Origin of the sequence: Nocardia sp. CA-136227, assembly GCF_050955695.1 — a bacterium.
In the GTDB taxonomy this organism is placed as follows: Bacteria; Actinomycetota; Actinomycetes; order Mycobacteriales; family Mycobacteriaceae; genus Nocardia.
Genome location: NZ_CP192081.1, coordinates 4,630,356 through 4,645,004 on the forward strand (window position 1 = coordinate 4,630,356; position 14,649 = coordinate 4,645,004).

A 14,649-nucleotide genomic window follows, 5' to 3' on the forward strand; every position below is an offset into this window, starting at 1 on the left:
GAGCTCGGACCGGTTCCGGAGCGCACCGCGAACCGCACGCAAAATACAACCGGTTCTCATAGTGTGTTGGTATGGAACGACTTACCGGGCTCGACGCGAGCTTCCTCTATTTCGAAACAGACACCCAACTCCTGCACGTCTGCGCATTGCTGATACTCGACCCCGCCGCCGACGGGGTCACCTATGAGCACGAGGCGTTCAAGGCCGAACTCGGCCGGCGGCTGCACCTCATCCCGGCCATGACGCGGCGGCTGCACGCGGTCCCGTTCAACCTCGATCATCCGGTCTGGGTACGGGATTCGAACTTCGACCTCGACTACCACGTGCGCCGGCTGGCGCTGCCCAGCGGGGCCGGGGACCGTGGGCTGGCCGAACTGGCCGCCGACATCGCCGGACGCCCCCTCGACCGCGCCCGCCCGCTGTGGGAGATGTGGGTGGTGGAGGGCCTGCCACACGGCCGGGTGGCGGTGGTCTCCAAGTACCACCACGCCATCGTGGACGGCATCACGGGCACCAATATGATGATGCACCTGTGCGATATGCAGCCGGGCGTGACCTACACCCCGCCCGCCGAGGACACCACCGCCGAGGCCGAACCCACCGATCTGCAGCTCGCCGGTGAGGCGCTGCTGAACCTGCCGGGGCGCCTCGGCATGGTCGGCATGGTGCCCAAGACGGTCGGCATTCTGGGCGGGCTGGTACAGCGGCGGCGCGAATCCGGCAGTCGCGGTATGCCGTTGCCGTTCACCGCGCCCCGCACGCCGTTCAATCGGGCAATCACCCAGCATCGGGCAATCTCCTTCGAACAGACCGAGTTGTCGGATATCAAGGAGATAAAGACCGCCTTCGGGGTGAAGGTCAACGACGTGGTGCTCGCCGTGGTCGGCGGCGCGCTGCGCAGCTACCTCGAACTGCACGACGAACTGCCCGAAACCTCGCTCATGGCCTCGGTTCCGGTGTCCACCCACGACACCTCACGCCACGAGGAGGGCACCAACAAGGTGTCGACCATCTTCGCCCGGCTCTACACCGAGATCGAGGATCCGGTGGCGCGGGTGCTGGCCATCGCCGAGGACAATCGCGGGGCCAAGGAGGAGCACAACCTGATCGGCGCGGACTTCCTCCAGGATTGGGGAAAGTACGCCCCGCCCAACACCTTCCAGCTCGCCGCGCGGGCGTACTCCTCGCTCAAACTGGCCGATCACCACCCGGTGGTGCACAACCTGGTGATCTCCAATGTGCCCGGACCCAACTTCCCGATGTACTTCCTCGGGGTGCGGGTGTCGTCGATGTATCCGTTCGGACCGGTGTTCCACGGCGCGGGCCTGACCGCCACCGTGATCTCCAACAACGGCCACCTGGACTTCGGCTTCATCGCCTGCAAGGAACTGGTCCCCGATGTCGACAAGATCGCCGACGCCGTCCCCGAGGTGATCACCGCGCTGCTCAAGGCCGCGCGCGAAAAGGGCTGAGCCCGAACCGAGTGGCTACCGTCTAGAGCCGCTCCGCCACCGACTGCACGGCCTCGAGGAACACCGGGACAAAGACGTCCGCCTCGAGTGCGCAGGCCGCGTGGCCCGCCCTGGCGAGGAAGATCTCCGCTCCCGGAATCGCTTTCGCCATCTCCAGCTGACGGAACACGGGCAGCGCCCGATCCCGCGTGGTGATCACCACCGCCGTCGGCATCTTCAACGTCGGCAGCCATTCCGACGCGTCGAAACGCCCCAGCACCGCGAGCGCCTGCGCGAGCGCCCAGCCGCTGGTGGCCCGCAGTTCCGCCATCGCCCAGCGATCCATCCGGCCCACCGGCCACGAGGACTCCGGCAGCGTGGGCAGCTTGTCGCGACGCAGCTCCGCCCGGCGGAACGACCACTCCGAGAACAGGGCGGCGGTCGCCGACCAGCCCCGATGGAAGGCGCGCTCGCGCCACTTCTCCTGGAAACGGTAGGTGGTCGCGGCCAGGACCAGCCCGCCCACCCGTTCCGGGTGCCGGTGCGCGGCCAGCTGGGCCACCACGCCGCCCATGGAGTAGCCCGCCAGGATGGGGCGCTCGACGCCCACGGCGTCGGCGACGGCGATGACGTCGTCGGCCAGATCGTCGAGATCGAAACGCTCGGAACGGATTCCGTGGCCGTGCCAGCGCTGATCGAACAGGACCACGCGGTAGTGGGCGTTCAGCTCACGCAGCGACGGGAACCAGTTGAGCATGGCGGTGGTGGCCATGCCGTGCAGCAACAGGACCGTCGGCGAATCCGCGGCCGGGCCCGGCAGGTCCACCACGTAGGTGGCGCCGCGGCCGGGCAGCTCCACCATCTCGCCCTGCGGCACCTCGGTCAGCCGGGAGATGCGCGGTGACAGGCGGCGACCGCGGCGCGGCACGGCAGTCGTGGTCGGATCCGAGCTGGGGTTCGTCATCGAGGGCCTCCCGGCACACCGTCGCGGCGGTCGAACTGGAACACGTTTCACTCGATGATGCCATACCGCGGGCGCGGCGGCGGGTTACGGCGTGCAGGGCGCGGGGGCGGCGACCACCGTGGTCACGACCACCGGGCCCGGGGGCTCGGGCGGGGCGGGGGACGGCTCGGCAGTTATGTCGTAGAGCTGAATTCCGGTGCGGCGCAACTGTCCCGGCTCGATCGCGACCCCAGGGACGTACGCGACGTGGCCGTAGATGTCGGTCACCTGGGCGGTGAACGGGCCCCTGCCGATGCCCGACACGGTCCAGTAGTTGTCGTAGCCCCGGCGCATCGGGCGGTAGTCGCCGCCGGAATCCGGGCGCAAGGCTACTTGCGCGAGGGGATTGCCGGTGCCGGAGAACAGGATTCCGATCCAGCTGGTCGAGGAGCTCTGCTGGACGCGGTAGAACAGCTCCGGCGCGGGGTTCGGGTCGCGAACGGTGGTGATCTTGACCGGCGCGACGCCGTCGACGGAATTGGCGATCGCGTCGAAAGCCGAACGGCTCAAATCGTATTGGTCCGGGCCGCAGCCGGGGCAGTGGTCGACGACCTGAGCGCGGACGCTGCCGAGCGGGCCGTCGATATCGACGTAGGAGCCGCAGGGGGCGGAGCCGTCGTAGCGATTGGTCGGCACCCCGACGTAGTAGCCGTCCAGCGGCAGGTCCGGCAGTGAGCAGGCGCCGCCCTGACCGAAGGCGTAGAACCGGGCCTCGGCCCGTTCCTGCGGCGGTTGCGCGTCCACGGCGTGCATCTGCTGAGGAGTAACCGAAATCGGCGCGGGTGCGGCGGGCAGCATGACGACGGTCGTCGTCGGCTCGGCCACGCTGCAGCTCAACGACTGCGGTCTGATCCACCACGTGGCCAGTCCCACCACCACCGCTCCCACCAGAATCGTCCACAACCACGGCCTGCCAGGATGGACCTCTTCGTGTCCGGTGCGGTGCATGGCCGGTCCCCAACCCTCCGAATTGTGTTTGCTGAAACGATGCTGAACTCCCCTTCAGGAAAGCAGCCGGGGCCGCTACGCTGAGGTCGAATGGCAATTTCGGAATGAAAAGCGCGGCGTGTTGGCGGTGTGTCCGCGATGTAGAACCCAGGGCCGACCGCTACGTATATCCGGATGTCCAGATCTCCGACGTCACCACACCCGGGGAGAGATGCCATGGCCCAGCTCGCGCCCTTCTACCGGCAGGTCCAGGCTCACTACGACCTGTCCGACGACTTCTACGCGCTGTTCCTCGACCCCTCCATGACCTACAGCTGTGCCTACTTCGACCGTGCGGGCCTGACCCTGGAGGAGGCGCAACTGGCCAAGATCGATCTGGCACTGGGCAAATTGGGTCTGGAACCCGGTATGACCCTGCTCGATGTCGGCTGCGGCTGGGGTTCCACCATGATCCGCGCCGTGCTCACCTACGGTGTGCGCGTCATCGGACTCACCCTGAGCCGCAACCAATTCGAGTACGTCCGCACCCAGCTGCGCGAACTCGGCATCTCCGAAGCCGAAGTGCGCCTACAGGGTTGGGAGGAATTCGACGGCAACGCCGACCGCATCGTCAGCATCGGCGCCTTCGAGCACTTCCGCAAACAGCGCTACCCCGAGTTCTTCACCCGCTGCCACCGCATGCTCCCGGCCGGCGGGCGCATGCTGCTCCATACCATCATCGGCCACAGTCTCGCCGACCTGCGGGCCGCCGAGATTCCCGTGACCCGTGAGGACGCCCTGTTCCACATCTTCGTCAAGCGGGAAATCTTCCCCGGCGGCCAACTCCCCCAGCAGAGCACCGTCCCCCAGGAGGCCGAGGCGGTCGGGTTCCGCACGACCCGCATCCAAGCCTTGCGCCCCCACTACGCGAAAACCCTTGATCTGTGGGCCGAATCCCTCGCCGCCCACCATGCCGAGGCCGTCCGGCTCACCTCCGAAGAGGTCTATCAGCGCTACATGAGATACCTGACCGGGTGTGCCCAGCACTTCCGCGCGGGCCACCTCGACGTCATGCAGTTCACGCTGCAGAAGTAGGCCGGCCGAGGAAGGCCAGCAGCCGCTGGTGAGCGGGCGCATCCGCGGACGACGGTTGCGCCAAGCCGAACATGCCCGGGCGACGGAAGGCGTCGAAGTCCATGGATCGCATGACGGTGAACAGGTAGTCGGCCTGCCGCTCGTCGACGAGGTGCTGCTGCCCGGTGACGACGGCCAGATCGATTCCGTGGACCAGGATCTCGGTGAGGTGGATCAGGGCGGCCATGGGGCCGGGTACCGGTCCGAAGCCGAGCCGGACGGTGGTGTCCAGCGCACTGGGGCGTGACCAGGCGTCGCGGTCGAGGTGCGCGGCGGCGGCGTAGGCGGTGCGGTGGTGGGTGCCGAGCCAGTCGTCGTGGTGGTCTCCGCCGGGATCGGTGTGGGTGAGTTCGGCGGCGAAGACGCGCAGGCCGCCGACCAGATGATTGAGCTCGAATCGGACGTCCCAGCCGGGGCAGAGCGAGGGCAGACCGAGCTGCGTGTCGTCGATGCCGGCAACGATCGCGCCGGTGGTGTCGAGGGCGTCGTGGATTCGGTCGACGAGGGTGGGGACCACGGTGTTCATGGTGGTGTCTTTCGATCGGAGGACCGCTCGAGTCCATCGAGTCGGAACGGTTCCGTCTCGGCTATGTCGAGAACGGTACAGCCCGGTCCAGTCGATACGCAACCGTTCCGTCTCGTGTTAGCGTGGATCACATGCCCCCTTCCCCGCGCCGCACGTCCGGTGGCCCGGTCCTACAGGACGACCTGACCGAGGCGCTCACCACCGCCTTCTTCGAGGAGCTCGCCGCGGTCGGCTACGGCCGCCTCTCCATCGAGGCCGTGGCCCGCCGCGCGGGCGCGGGCAAGGCCGCCGTCTACCGCCGCTGGCCCTCCAAACAAGCCATGGCCACCGACCTCATCACCAAGGTCGCCGTCGACGCCGCCGACACCCCCGACACCGGAACCCTCCGCGGCGACCTCCACGCCTTCCTCGCGGCAGCCGCCGAAGGCCTCCGCCACCCGTTGGCCTCGAAAATCATCCCCGACCTCCTAGCCGAAGCGGCCCGCGAACCAGCCCTCGCCGCCACCCTCACCACCGGCATCGCCACCACCCGCCGCGACCGCGCCACCACCCTCCTCCGCCGCGCCATCACCCGAGGCGAACTCCCCCACGACCTCGATCTCCCCCTCGCCCTGGACTTCCTGGCCGGCCCCCTCTACTGGCGCCTCACCATCACCGGCATCCCCCCCGAACCCGCCTACCTCGACGACCTCACCACCATGCTCCTGACCGCCTACCGCGCCCGCATCTTGTCGACGTAGCGGCGCCGCATGACCTCCAGCACCGCCGGATCAGCGGGAGCGATGGTCACATCCTGCGGCGAGTTCCGCGGGAAGGTCCAGGTCAGCTCCAAAGTGCTGGTGGCAACCACGAATTCCGCATCGAGCGTGACGTGATGGAAGGGATTGGAGGTCCCCGACACCGCGATCCACCGAAGCGTGTTCTGCTCGTCATCGTCGGTCAACGCGACCCACCCGATGCTCCCGTGCGACGCCGACTCCCCCACCATCGCGCGGCTACCGTCGTGCACCGCCGTGTCGAACGTCGGGTCCACGTCGATCCACTCGGCAGCCGACCAAGCCGTAGCCCGAAAATCCTCCTGCCAGTACCACTTGTCCGGATTCGGCGGCTCACCCTTCGGCTGATGGAATCTGCTCCGCACCAACGCCATCGTCACCAGCGTCCCGTCGGCGAACACGATCGAGTCCCCATCCGGAGCCTCCCGCGCCCGCCACCGCTCGAGCACCTGCCGCGCCGTCGCGTCTCGACTGTTCATCGCCAGCGCCCCTTCGAGCCTGGTCCACATCTGGCCGACAGCAGTCTCGCCCGCGAGGATCGGCCCGAGGTGTGCTCGAAATGCCTGCTGTTCAGCGGCATACATCGCAAACCACCGCGTCCCGGCACTGGCCTCGACGTTCGCGATCCGATCGGCCAGCTTCAGAATCACCGCCGACGGACAGCCCGCGATCTTGCCGTAGATGTCTCGGTTCCGCTCCTCCCGCGTCCCCCCGATCCCGGTCACCGCCCACACGAGTTCGGTGACCCCCGCACCGAATGCCGTCTCCAGTTCCACCCGGGTAACGGCCGTGTCCTCCAGCACGTCATGCAGCCACGCTGCCACCCCCAGATCCCCCGCGAAACCGAAGTCGTCCAGCACATCCCGCACCGTCGCCAGATGAACTGAATACGGTGCGCCACCGTATTTTTGGTCACCGTGAGCCGCTCGCGCGAAGCACCGCGCGGTCTCCTCGATGTCGTCGTCGATCATGAAGTCGAAGCTACCCGTGCGGGTCGGCGAAGGCGGTGCGGAGGAAGGCGACCAGTTGGGTGCGGACTCGGGGTTGGGTGAGGCCGTCGGTGCCGGCGCGGAGGGCTGAGAGGAGGGCGGAGACGAGGAGGGAAAGGAGGACTTCGCCGGCTATGGCGGGGTCGAGGGTGGGGTCCAGGTAGCCGTGGGCGATGCCCTCGCGGATGCGGGCCACGGATTCGGCGGCGTAGGCGCGGGCGTTGTGGAGGCAGCGGTCGAGGACGGCGTCGTCGATCGAGGAGGCTTCCAGGAGAAAGAAATTCACCAGGCCGGGTTCGGTGGCGACCAGGTCGTAGCAGCGGTCGATGACTCGGGCGTAGCGGTCACAGAAGGCGTCCATGGTGGTGGGGGTGACGTCGCCCTCGGGGCCCAGGAGGAGGTCGCGGATGTGGAGGAAGCTGTGGTCGATGACCGCGTCGAGGATGGCGCGTTTGTTGGGGAAGTAGTTGTAGAAGGTGCCGTGGCTGACGCCCGTCGCGGCGGCGATGTCGTTGACGGAGATGGTGCGGAAGCCTCGGGTGACGACCAGTTCGTAAGCGGCGGTGACCAGTTCGGCGCGGCGGCGGTCGGCTCGGGACAGGCGGGGGCGGTCGCGGTGGGGGTCGGGAGCCGGGGCGGCGGTCATGGGGGCGGGCTCGGGGGCGCCAGGGGGCGCAGGGTTCGGTCGAGGTAGGCGAGGACCGCGGTCATGCTGCGGTCGCGGATGGCCGGATTGCCCGCGCCCAGCAGTTCCCGCATGAGCCACGGGCCGACCAGGGTGGGGATGGTGTGGCCCAGCACTTCCGGATCGATGTCGGGACGGATCCATCCTGCCTCCAGGCCGCGGGTGAGTTCGGCGGCGATCAGGGAGGCGGTGAGGGCCTCCAGGCCGAGCAGGCGGTGCGCCAGTTCGGGATCGATGGCCCCGGCCTCCACCACCAGCAGCCGCAGTACGCGCGGCTCACGTTCGAGCAGGTCGTAGAGGCGGGCCACGGCGGCGCGGACCGCGGCCACCAGGTCGTCCACGGTGTCGGCCGCGCCGAACACGGTGTGCAGTCGCATGGCGTCGGTCACCTTCTCGATGCCGAGATCGATGACGTGGTCCAGGATTTCGCGTTTGCTGCCGAAGTAGCGGTAGACGGTGCCCTGGCCGATGCCGGCGCGGGCGGCCACCTCGGAGATGGCGGTGGCCTCGTAGCCGTGCGCGGTGAACACCTCGTAGGCGGCTTCGATGATCTCCCGGCGGCGGCGCGCGGGGAGTTCGCGCTGCGGCGGGCGGCCGATGCGTGCCGAGGCTATTTCGCGGCCCCGCCCTTCACACCGGCGTCCTTGGGGCCGTAGTCGGTGACCAGCCACTCGCCGTCGTGCCCGGCCACCGTCACCACCAGCAGGTTCGGGACCGTCGCCGGATCGGGCTGCTGCACGTTCTGGGTGCGCTGGGTGGCATACACCGTGACCGTGTACTGGTCGTTGTCCTTGGCCTCCACCGAGGTGCCCACCACGTCGCCGGACGCCACCACCTGGGCATCGGTCATGATCTTGGCGAGGGTGTCGTGGAACTGGGTGTACTTGTCGCGCAACGGATCCGATGCTCCCCGCTGCACGCCGTCGAAGAAGGCGGGCAGGTTGCGGTAGTCGTAGGTGAGTGAGCGCAGCGTGTAGTCCTTCGCCACCTGCGCCGCGCGATCACGATCGGCGGCGCCGGCCTTCAGCGCGTCGTAGTCACCCGAGGCGTTGTGCCACAGCACCCCCAGCACCACGGCCGCGATCGCGAAGACCGCCGCGGCCGCCGCCACGAACGGATTGAGTAGTTCACCGATCCCCTTCGGGGACTCCGCCTTCGGAGAATCCTCGACGGTCTCCTCCGCGTCGGGCTTGTCGGTCTCGGTCTGCTCGGTCTCGGTCACGGTCTGCCTTCTCTCTAGCGAGGAATCTCGATGCCCACGTGCGCCGCGCCGTCGCCGGGGAACACCGCGGACAGCAGGTCCACGATCGATCCGGCGTCCACGCGCAGCGGTTTGATCACGCTGGTGGCGGGTTTCAGGACGGTGGCGATCTGCCCGAGGTCGGGCCCGATCAGGCGCAGGTATTCGTCGATCTTGATGACCAGCGGCCCGATCGGATCGTCGAAGATGTGCTCGCCGATGTAGGAGTAGTTCTGGAACGCGGCAATGATGTGCAGCAGTTCGGGCAGCGCGGTGGTGAGATCCCCGGCGGCCGCGCTCAGCATGGGCGCGCGCCCGTCGAACTTGTCGCCGAGGGTCTGCACGTTCGAGTACAGCCGCCCGATGGCTTCCCGCTTGTCCCGCAACAGATTCGCGGTCCCGACCAGCGCCGTGGTGAGGTTGGCGACCTCGGCGTCACGACCCTCGAACCCGGCGGCCACGGTGGTGGCCAGATTCCGCAGCTTCGCCGGATCCAGTTGCGCGGTCAGGGCATCCAGTTTGGCGAGCGCGTCCCCGACGGTGGTCGCGACCCGCACCTGGCGGTTGGGCACCACGCTGCCGTCGCGCAGGAACGGCCCGGCGGTCCCGGTGGGCCGGAAGTCGAGGAACTGCTCCCCCGCCGCGGACAGGTTGGCGATCTGCACGACGCTGTCCACCGGAATCCGGTACTTGGCGTCGTATTCGAGGGTGACCGCCAGTCCGTGCGCGGTCGCCCCGATATCGCGCACCTTGCCGATGGGCAGCCCGCGCAGCGTCACCTGGGAGGTCTTCATCAGCCCGCCCGATCCGTCGAGCAGCACGGTGACGGTGTTGTTCTGGCGGCGTGGATCCAGATTCAGCACGCCGACGGCCATGTAGCTGCCGCACACGAAGGTCAGCACCAGCAGCATGACCAGCGACACCGGCCCGGACAGTGAGAGCTTCATCAGGGCACCATCCCGATCCCGCGCAGCGTGCCGATCAGCTGATCGGCCTGCGCGTCGGCGGCGGATACGTTGCGCACCTTCACATCCGGCGCGTTCAGGAAGGGAATGATCTTCTCCTTCAGCAGCGTGTGGAAGATGTCGAGATTCGCCGCCAGCGTCAGGTCGGCGTATCCGGCCGTCACCGCGGTCGGCGCGAGCACCGACACGATCGACCGGAAGTCGCCGATGTGCGGCAGCAGCAGATCCCCGGCGTTCTTGGCGAGCGGGCCGCCGCTGATGATCAGATTCACCACGGCCAGCAGCACATCCGACAATCCGGCCGCCCGATCCGGCCCGAGCGTGAGGATCCGGTCCACCGCCCCGCGACCGGATTCCAGCTTCGCGGTGATCTGCTGCGCCGAGGTGAGGATGCGATTCAATTCGTCGGTGTGGGTGGCCATATCGTGCAGCGCCGCCCGCCCGGCCCGGTTGACCCGGTCCAGTTCGGCCGGGTCCGACGGGAACGCGGCATTCACGTCGGTCACCAGCTTCTGGATGTCCGACCAGCGCCCGCCGGTGATGATGTTCGACAGCGCTCGCAGAATATCCTCGACATTGGTGGCCGGAATGGTCTGCGACACCGGAATCACGTCACCGTTGCCGAGCAGCGTGCCGCCGGCGTTCTTGGGCGCCTCCAGCGCGATATGGATATCGCCGAGAATGGTCGACTGCCGCAGTTCCGCCGTCGTGGATTTCGACAGTTTGGCGTCGGTGTGCAGTTTCACCGTCGCCACCGCGGTGGTCCCGATCAGCTCGATGTGGTCGAGCATGCCGACCTCGACACCGTCGGAGATCACCTTGGCGCGGTCGGGCAGATTCAGCACCGACCCGAATTCGATACGCACCGAATAGGTGTCGCCGGAGGGATAGGTGCCGGGAATCGGGATATCGGTCGCCTTCACCCCGCAGCCGGTCAGGACCAGCGCGGCCGCGGTGACCACCGGCAGCAGCCGGACGACCGCCCGCCTCACCGCGCACCCGCCTGCGGAAGCTGCGCGGCCAGCGGCGGCAACGCGGTGAGCAGCGAGGTGATGTCCCCCTGATGCTGCTGCACGAAGGTGTGCGCCTGCGGCAACACCACATCCAGCAGGCTGTAGATCTGCTGATCGTATTTCCCGGCATTGCGCGCGATCACCGGCAGGAATTCGACCGCGATATCGACAGCTCCGGAGAATTCCGCCGAGAACTGCCCGATCAGTTGCAGGCCGTTGCGCAGATTGTTCAGCACCTGGGCCATATCCGGCCAGTTGGTCACGAACATGGTGGTGAGCTGGTCCAGATTGTCGACCAGCCGCCGGAACGCGGCATCCTTCTGCGCGGGGTCACCGACGACCGCGGACAGCCGCTGCAGCAATTGATTCCACTGCTGCCCGGTCCCGTCGATGGCCTTGTCGGCCGCGGTCAGGGTGTCGTCGAGCAGCGAATCCGGTGTGCCGCCGCCACCGGTCAGGTCACCGGCCAGCTTGCCCATGGCGTCGAGCGCCTCGCTGATCCCGATGGGCGTCTTGGTCCGTGCCAGCGGAATGCACTTCGCGGTGTCGAATCGCGTGCCGCCGGTGTACGGCTTGGTCAGTTCCACGTGCCGGTCGGTCACGATGGAACTCGACATGGTGACGGCCGCGATATCGGCGGGCAGTTTCACCGAGTCCTTGACGCTCATGGTGACCCGCATGCGGTCGCCCAGCGCCTCGATCTTCGACACCGTGCCGACCTCGACGCCGAGCATGGTCACGCTGTTGCCTTCGTACAGTCCGACGGTGTCGGTGAACTCGGCGCACACGTTCTGTTTCGGATCGCGGACGGTCGTCGCCCACGACACCCCCACCGCCCCGGCGGCCACCACCACGACGGCGACACCCGCGGCGAGTGCTGTTCTGCCCCAGTTCATTCAGCACGCCTTGCCTTCGAAGGGAATGCACAGCCGGACGCCGGCGGCCGGGTCCGCGATCTGCACCTGAGTGCCCAGCAGCCCGCTGAGCCGGTTGATCACCTCGCGCATCCCGTTGATCACGGTGTCGAGCCGGTTCGGGTCCTCCATGAGCTTGGAGAACAGCTGCTCGAACTGGGTGACCGACGGCTCGATGCTGTCGTAGGCCATGAGCGGCCGGTGCAGCACGATCAGCAATCGCTCGAGCAGGGCGAACATGCTCACGATGTCGTTCTTGCGGTTGCCCAGCCGGTCGGCGACCGTGCCGAGCTGTTTCACGAAGTCCGCCAGCAGCGCCTTGTCGTCGGCGATGGCGGCGATGTACTCGTCGGAGACGGTGAGCGCGCCGTTGAGCTGATCGGTGCGCTCGGCCAGCATCCCGGTGAGCTCGTTGGCATTGCCGATCACCCCGCGCAGCGCGTCGGGCTGTTGCGCCAGCGCCGAATTCAGCTGCCCGATGGTGTCGCGCATGGTGGTGGCGTCGACCTTGCCGAACACCGGGGTGCCCTTGTCGAGAATGTCGCTCAGCTCGAACGGGGTGGTGGTGCGCTCGGGCGGGATGTGTTTCGACGCCAGGTCCTTGTCCCCGGCGGGGGCCAGCGCCAGGTAGTGGCCGCCGATCGGGGTCAGCATCTTGACCTCCACCGCCGACCGGTCCCCCACCCGCACATCGCGGTTCACGGTGAACGCGACCTCCACGTGATCCCCGACCAGGTCCACGGCGCGGATCTTGCCGACATTGATGCCCGCCACCCGCACCTCGTCGCCGGGCCGGGCCCCGCCGGAGATCCGGAAGTCGGCCACGTACGTGCGCTGCCCGAACGGGATCACGTACACCGCTCCCGCGACGGCCAGCGCGATGACACACACCACGACCCCGGCGATACCCCAGCGCAATTGCGTGTTCTGGTCCCCGCGACCGGTGAGCACGTCCCGGATCAGCTCGCCCATCCGGGCGATCAACGCTCTCATCAGTTGCACACCACCAGGTTCTGGTTGGACAGGATGACCCCGGCCACTGCGGGCAGCGCGGCCTCACCGTGGGAGCAGGTGATGCGCGGCTTGAACCCCTGCCCGGGAACCGTCTGATTCAGCCCGGTCACCAATTGCGGTGCGAGAGCGAGGATCTGGGTCAGTTCGTCGGTCTGCGGCACCAGTCGCCGGAGCAGGCCGTCGACCGGACCGTAGGCGGTGTCGTAGGCGTCGCGGGTCTCCTCCAGCAGCGGAACCACGGGCGCCAGCAGGGTTTTCGCGGTGTCGACCGCGCTCAGCATGGCCTGGGTCTTGGCGGTGAACTGATGCAGGATGCCCGAGAGCTGCTGCACCAGGTCGCCGACCGCCTTCGACTTGCCGCCGATGGCGTCCGCGACCACGCCCAGATTGCGGATGAGCAGCACGATCACGGCCTCGCTGTTGCGGGCGTGCTTGGTGAGCGTGTCCACGTCCGCCAGCACCGGCCCGATCCCGGAGCCGTCGCCCTGGATGACGCGCAGCAGGTTGGTGCCGAGCTGGTTGAGCTGCGCGGGATCGAGCGTGTCGAACATCGGCTTGAAGCCGTTGAACAGCTTGGATACGTCGAAGCTCGGGATGGTGCGCTCGACCGGGATCGTCGTCCCGGCGGCGATTTTCGTGCGCCCCGGCCCGTCGGTGAGCAGTTCGACGTACCGCTGGCCGATGAGGTTCTGGTATCGCACCGCGACCTTCGTGTTGTCGTACACCGGCCGCTCCCGATCCACGGTGAAGTGCACCCGGGCCCGGCTGCCGTCCAGCGACACCGTCTCCACCTTCCCGACCGCGACACCGGACATGCGCACCGAGTCTCCGGCGAACAGGCCCGACACATCGGTGAACACGGCGTCATAGGTGACCTTGTCGCCGGGAATCGGCGTCCGCAGCGCGGTCACGATGAAGGTGGTGCACCCGGCCACGACCAGCAGGAACACGACCAGCTTGAGAGCAGATCTGGTGACCTCGCTCATTTGGCCCCTCCCCCCAGCGAATCCGCCAGGTACGGCATGGTTTTCGCGATCAGTTCCACCTGCAGCTGCACCCGGCCGTCGACCACAGGGAAGGCCCCGTCCATGGCCCGCAGCAGATTCGGGACCCGATTGTGGGCCGCGGCCACCGAGCCCACGGACACGCTGATCGGCACCGCCACGTCGAGAATGCCGTCGAGGATCTGCTCCAGCTCCGGATTGTTCTGCTGCAGCAGATTCGAGATCCCCACCAGCACGGCGTCGTTCACGCCATTGGTGGCCCGGTTGGTGCGCGCCCGGTTCTCCGGATCCCCGAAGTAGGCGCTCTGCTCGAGCACCGCGAGGATGGCGTGCCCGGCCGCGGGCGTCACGTCCCGGAACGCGCCGGTCATATCGCCGCCGATGCGCAGGTAGTGCGCGAGGCTGTTCTGCTGGCCGTCGGCCAGGGTGCGCGCGGTCTCGAAGAACGACCGCAGCACCGGGCCCATGCTGGCGGCATTGTCGAGCATCAGATCGAAGAGCCGGTGCACGGCCGCCGAATCCAGCACCTGGGTCAACCGCGCCGCCCGCCGGAACACTCCGGCGACGGTGGCGTTGGTAGCGCCCTCCCCGATCTGGAGCACCGCGTGCTCACGCAGCTTCTTGCCGTCGGTGCCGGGCACCAATTCGATGGCGCTGGAACCGAACACGTTCGACGAGGTGAACCGCGCGGTGACATCGTCGGTCAGGGCGTCGGCCTGTCGCCGGTCGATCCGCAATCCGATGCGCTGATGCCCGTAACCCACGGTCTCGACGGTCGCGACCGTCCCGATCGCGTACCCGCGGAACTTCACCTCCGCGCCCGGCGCCAGCCCCTCGCCGAGGGTCGCCGCGTCCACGGTGACCTCGAACCGATCCGCGAAAGAGCCTCGGGCATAAGAACTCACGACAATCGTCACAGTGACGAGGACGACGGCGACCACCAGACCGCGCAATCGCAGAAGCCACGGTCCGGCGCTACGGCCGGAATGATCCTTGAAGACGGCCATG

The 14,649-nt window shown here is 67.8% G+C and carries 16 protein-coding genes; 3 read left to right on the plus strand and 13 right to left on the minus strand.

All coding sequences use genetic code 11. The features are described from left to right. Positions 1-71 precede the first annotated feature (71 nt). On the plus strand, positions 72-1,472 hold the full coding sequence (locus ACQP06_RS21295; RefSeq protein WP_433666254.1) for a WS/DGAT/MGAT family O-acyltransferase: 1,401 nt from the start codon (positions 72-74) through the stop codon (positions 1,470-1,472). A gap of 22 nt (positions 1,473-1,494) precedes the next feature. Here ACQP06_RS21295 and ACQP06_RS21300 read toward each other — a convergent pair whose 3' ends face one another. Then, positions 1,495-2,415: an alpha/beta fold hydrolase gene (locus ACQP06_RS21300; protein ID WP_433666255.1), complete on the minus strand. Its 921-nt coding sequence runs from the start codon at positions 2,413-2,415 to the stop codon at positions 1,495-1,497. 84 nt (positions 2,416-2,499) lie between these two features. Further along, the gene (locus ACQP06_RS21305) at positions 2,500-3,402 is read right to left on the minus strand and encodes an expansin EXLX1 family cellulose-binding protein (protein ID WP_433666256.1); all 903 of its coding nucleotides are present in this window, start codon (positions 3,400-3,402) and stop codon (positions 2,500-2,502) included. A 216-nt stretch (positions 3,403-3,618) separates the two neighbouring features. Between ACQP06_RS21305 and ACQP06_RS21310 the strand changes: the two genes are divergently transcribed. Beyond that, positions 3,619-4,476, plus strand: a complete 858-nt coding sequence (locus ACQP06_RS21310; protein WP_433666257.1) for a cyclopropane mycolic acid synthase family methyltransferase — start codon at positions 3,619-3,621, stop codon at positions 4,474-4,476. Here the strand turns inward: ACQP06_RS21310 and ACQP06_RS21315 are convergent. Beyond that, entirely contained in the window at positions 4,460-5,041 is a 582-nt protein-coding gene (locus ACQP06_RS21315) for a TIGR03086 family metal-binding protein (RefSeq protein ID WP_433666258.1), read from the minus strand. The genes ACQP06_RS21310 and ACQP06_RS21315 overlap by 17 nt on opposite strands. Positions 5,042-5,172: 131 nt before the next feature. Here ACQP06_RS21315 and ACQP06_RS21320 point away from each other — a divergent pair, with 131 nt between their 5' ends. Next, entirely contained in the window at positions 5,173-5,781 is a 609-nt protein-coding gene (locus ACQP06_RS21320; protein ID WP_433666259.1) for a TetR-like C-terminal domain-containing protein, read from the plus strand. On the opposite strand, the gene ACQP06_RS21325 is transcribed toward ACQP06_RS21320, so the two are convergent. Genes ACQP06_RS21325 through ACQP06_RS21370 form a run of 10 tightly spaced genes read right to left on the minus strand, consistent with a single transcriptional unit; the run spans position 5,754 to position 14,648 of the window. After that, entirely contained in the window at positions 5,754-6,788 is a 1,035-nt protein-coding gene (locus ACQP06_RS21325; protein WP_433666260.1) for an HD domain-containing protein, read from the minus strand. The two genes, ACQP06_RS21320 and ACQP06_RS21325, sit on opposite strands and share 28 nt — an antisense overlap. Positions 6,789-6,798: 10 nt before the next feature. Then, positions 6,799-7,452: a TetR/AcrR family transcriptional regulator gene (locus tag ACQP06_RS21330; RefSeq protein WP_433666261.1), complete on the minus strand. Its 654-nt coding sequence runs from the start codon at positions 7,450-7,452 to the stop codon at positions 6,799-6,801. Continuing rightward, on the minus strand, positions 7,449-8,162 hold the full coding sequence (locus tag ACQP06_RS21335) for a TetR/AcrR family transcriptional regulator (protein ID WP_433666262.1): 714 nt from the start codon (positions 8,160-8,162) through the stop codon (positions 7,449-7,451). Before ACQP06_RS21335 ends, ACQP06_RS21330 begins: the two co-directional genes overlap by 4 nt. Continuing rightward, positions 8,102-8,713: a G1 family glutamic endopeptidase gene (locus ACQP06_RS21340; RefSeq protein WP_433666263.1), complete on the minus strand. Its 612-nt coding sequence runs from the start codon at positions 8,711-8,713 to the stop codon at positions 8,102-8,104. The genes ACQP06_RS21335 and ACQP06_RS21340 overlap by 61 nt, the downstream gene beginning before the upstream one ends. Before the next feature lie 14 nt (positions 8,714-8,727). Further along, positions 8,728-9,678 (minus strand): MlaD family protein, encoded by a 951-nt coding sequence (locus tag ACQP06_RS21345; protein ID WP_433666264.1) that lies wholly within the window; start codon positions 9,676-9,678, stop codon positions 8,728-8,730. Then, the gene (locus ACQP06_RS21350; RefSeq protein WP_433666265.1) at positions 9,678-10,688 is read right to left on the minus strand and encodes an MlaD family protein; all 1,011 of its coding nucleotides are present in this window, start codon (positions 10,686-10,688) and stop codon (positions 9,678-9,680) included. The genes ACQP06_RS21345 and ACQP06_RS21350 overlap by 1 nt, the downstream gene beginning before the upstream one ends. Continuing rightward, on the minus strand, positions 10,685-11,605 hold the full coding sequence (locus tag ACQP06_RS21355; RefSeq protein WP_433666266.1) for an MCE family protein: 921 nt from the start codon (positions 11,603-11,605) through the stop codon (positions 10,685-10,687). The genes ACQP06_RS21350 and ACQP06_RS21355 overlap by 4 nt, the downstream gene beginning before the upstream one ends. Then, positions 11,606-12,616, minus strand: coding sequence for an MCE family protein (locus ACQP06_RS21360; RefSeq protein ID WP_433666267.1), 1,011 nt, complete (start codon positions 12,614-12,616; stop codon positions 11,606-11,608). Beyond that, positions 12,616-13,623, minus strand: a complete 1,008-nt coding sequence (locus ACQP06_RS21365) for an MCE family protein (RefSeq protein WP_433666268.1) — start codon at positions 13,621-13,623, stop codon at positions 12,616-12,618. Before ACQP06_RS21365 ends, ACQP06_RS21360 begins: the two co-directional genes overlap by 1 nt. Then, the gene (locus ACQP06_RS21370) at positions 13,620-14,648 is read right to left on the minus strand and encodes an MlaD family protein (RefSeq protein ID WP_433666269.1); all 1,029 of its coding nucleotides are present in this window, start codon (positions 14,646-14,648) and stop codon (positions 13,620-13,622) included. The genes ACQP06_RS21365 and ACQP06_RS21370 overlap by 4 nt, the downstream gene beginning before the upstream one ends. Position 14,649: the final 1 nt, after the last annotated feature.

Coding starts and splice junctions, on each gene's coding strand:
- ACQP06_RS21295 (WP_433666254.1), top strand. CDS start 72: ATGGAACGACTTACCGGGCTCGACGCGAGCTTCCTCTATTTCGAAACA.
- ACQP06_RS21300 (WP_433666255.1), bottom strand. CDS start 2,415: ATGACGAACCCCAGCTCGGATCCGACCACGACTGCCGTGCCGCGCCGC.
- ACQP06_RS21305 (WP_433666256.1), bottom strand. CDS start 3,402: ATGCACCGCACCGGACACGAAGAGGTCCATCCTGGCAGGCCGTGGTTG.
- ACQP06_RS21310 (WP_433666257.1), top strand. CDS start 3,619: ATGGCCCAGCTCGCGCCCTTCTACCGGCAGGTCCAGGCTCACTACGAC.
- ACQP06_RS21315 (WP_433666258.1), bottom strand. CDS start 5,041: ATGAACACCGTGGTCCCCACCCTCGTCGACCGAATCCACGACGCCCTC.
- ACQP06_RS21320 (WP_433666259.1), top strand. CDS start 5,173: ATGCCCCCTTCCCCGCGCCGCACGTCCGGTGGCCCGGTCCTACAGGAC.
- ACQP06_RS21325 (WP_433666260.1), bottom strand. CDS start 6,788: ATGATCGACGACGACATCGAGGAGACCGCGCGGTGCTTCGCGCGAGCG.
- ACQP06_RS21330 (WP_433666261.1), bottom strand. CDS start 7,452: ATGACCGCCGCCCCGGCTCCCGACCCCCACCGCGACCGCCCCCGCCTG.
- ACQP06_RS21345 (WP_433666264.1), bottom strand. CDS start 9,678: ATGAAGCTCTCACTGTCCGGGCCGGTGTCGCTGGTCATGCTGCTGGTG.
- ACQP06_RS21355 (WP_433666266.1), bottom strand. CDS start 11,605: ATGAACTGGGGCAGAACAGCACTCGCCGCGGGTGTCGCCGTCGTGGTG.
- ACQP06_RS21360 (WP_433666267.1), bottom strand. CDS start 12,616: ATGAGAGCGTTGATCGCCCGGATGGGCGAGCTGATCCGGGACGTGCTC.
- ACQP06_RS21365 (WP_433666268.1), bottom strand. CDS start 13,623: ATGAGCGAGGTCACCAGATCTGCTCTCAAGCTGGTCGTGTTCCTGCTG.
- ACQP06_RS21370 (WP_433666269.1), bottom strand. CDS start 14,648: ATGGCCGTCTTCAAGGATCATTCCGGCCGTAGCGCCGGACCGTGGCTT.